2 protein-coding genes are annotated in these 2,486 nt (G+C 28.0%); both read right to left on the reverse strand.

What is annotated here, in order from left to right; translation table 11 throughout:
- Positions 1-122: 122 nt before the first annotated feature.
- Positions 123-1,223, reverse strand: a complete 1,101-nt coding sequence (locus G470_RS0111465) for a polysaccharide pyruvyl transferase family protein (RefSeq protein WP_028274911.1) — start codon at positions 1,221-1,223, stop codon at positions 123-125.
- A 24-nt stretch (positions 1,224-1,247) separates the two neighbouring features.
- Entirely contained in the window at positions 1,248-2,234 is a 987-nt protein-coding gene (locus G470_RS0111470; protein ID WP_028274912.1) for a glycosyltransferase family 2 protein, read from the reverse strand.
- Positions 2,235-2,486: the final 252 nt, after the last annotated feature.

Here is a 2,486-nt window from a genome sequence, read left to right on the forward strand (position 1 = left end):
GTGGTCACTCCTCTAATTTTCGTGGTTGGAACTTAGTGAGAGTGTATCACAAATGGTTTTCTATTTTTCTAGCTTAATTTTACAATTCAAGTTTTATTTAATGAAGTAAGATAAAAGAACCTCTATTCAACTTTATTTATAAACGCATCTAAAACAGAAAAGTGTTCTTCTGAATTACGAACTTCATTATCGATAACATGAGGTGTAGCATTAGTAACTTGTTTGAATAAATTACTTACATCTAGTTCTCTGATATTTTCTATCCATGTATATCCATTTAGAAAATTTGTATCTTTTATTACATTATAAGTTTTATCACTATAAATTAACGGGTATACTATCTTATTATACTTCCATCCTAAAATCATAGCATGAAACCTAGTAGATATTACATACTGGGATTTTTTGATTACCGAAAGGGCTTTATTTATATCTCCTTTATAATAAAATGCATCTATATATTTTTTTTCCGAAGAGTCTAGCTCATTCATAATTTCCTTAATAGTTTGTTCATCACCCTCCGCTTCACAGAAACTGATGAAGTTCACATTATAATCGTTTTTAATAAACTCTTTAGCAATTTCGGTAATTTTATTCACATAATCTACTTTGTATGGTTTTAACTTCACTCTATTTTCTAAATCAATTACAGAAATAACCACCGTATTCTGACTTTCCACTCCTTCTGCATCGCTTAACGAAAAAACTACATCAGGAGCTAAACGTACATTTGGTATTTCTTTAAATAATTCATAAGAATATGAATCTCTAAAGCAAATATCTGCAGCCTCGGAAAAAACGTTTTTATAGTCATCATAAAATTTTTGGTCTACGAAGGGACCAAAATTACATCCGATAAAAAAAGAAGGTATATTATATATAGTATTAGTAGTATGTAAATATTCTACTCTTTTTTTCCAATTTCCTATCTGCATAAATATAGATCCACCAATATGAACTACAGCATCGTACTTCTTCATTTTTTTTCTTCTAATAAACTCATTCACACTAAAACCTACTTTAATTTTTGATAATACTGTATCTATATAAGGGATTGGAGAGATAATCTCTAGATTAGGTATATTAATAAATGCCTCACTATACTTCTTTTTGCACGCTAAATAAAAATTTGTATACGGATATCTTTCACATAATATCTTTATAAATAAGTCGTCACCTAAATTAGAAGCAGTATAAGCTTCTATTAATATATTCTTTCTCATTTTTTTCTCCTTCATGGACATTTTTCATGTTAGATTTAAGTGTAGCTTTCTTATTAAAGCTAAAAACTTCAGTTTTCTCCAATTTCTTTTTTTTATAAGAACATATTTTATCTTGGATTTATTTGATAATAATGCAAACGTTGATTGATTCCCTTCGACTAATTGTGTTAGTTCATTTATTTTAAGAGCAATTTCGTCTGTTGAAAATTTTAATAATAACAGATTACAAATATAAGAAAAATAAGTATTAATTAAGTCGTTTATAGATTGGAGTGCGACTCTCTTTTCTACTTCTTTATTTAAAATTGTAATATACTTTTTTTTAAGCATGTAATTTAAAACTATGTTGTCTAACATCTTTAATCCATATTTAGATGTCCTTATGATGGAAGTTTCAACATTATAGTCATATTCATAAACTGTTTCAGGGATGTAATAAATAATTGGCTTATTAGATAGCACATCAAGCATAAAGTAGAAATCTTCTCCTGAAACTAAATTCCTGTTAAATATAATATTGTTTTCAAGGATGTATTTTCGTTTGAATAATTTTCCCCATACTGTATTAAGCTTATTAGATGTTAATGCTAATTCCATTGCTTCATCGTGTTCAACATAATCTTCATTTCCACAAAAAGTTTTTTTTATTTGAGTGTTAACAATATTATCATAAATAATGGTATCCGGATTATTCTTCAAAATTTTTTTGTCAATTTTTTCTGCGTGCAGTATGTCGTCAGAATCTACAAACATAATATAACTGCCTCTTGCTTTTTTTAACCCTAAATTCCTTGCAGAACTCACACCCCCATTTGGTTTATACATATATTTGAAATTCTTAAATCGACTTACAAATTTAAGACAAACTTCTTCTATGTAACTGTCTGATCCATCATTTATTAAAAGAACTTCAAAACTTAAATTCTGCAGTGACATTACTGATTCCAAACATCTTATTAATTTGGATTTGGGAGTATTATATATTGGAATAATTAAGCTAATATTGCACATGCTTTCCCTTCCTCAACTCTAATTTTTTTGACATCATATATATACAATATTTTTTTTAAACATCATAATGTTTACGTATAATGATTATTGAGATATATTTTACGTTCAATGCACTATCTATTACAAAATATCCTACTTTTAGTCACTTTTTTTCATGCGTAAATTTCAAGTTTAAGTTAGCCACCCCCACCGAGGGAAAACGTGGCCATACCTAATCGGTATATTGCTGTCTGTTTTGGCTCTTGGTTTAGG

This window comes from Atopococcus tabaci DSM 17538 (genome assembly GCF_000429585.1).
GTDB classification, from domain to species: Bacteria; Bacillota; Bacilli; order Lactobacillales; family Carnobacteriaceae_A; genus Atopococcus; species Atopococcus tabaci.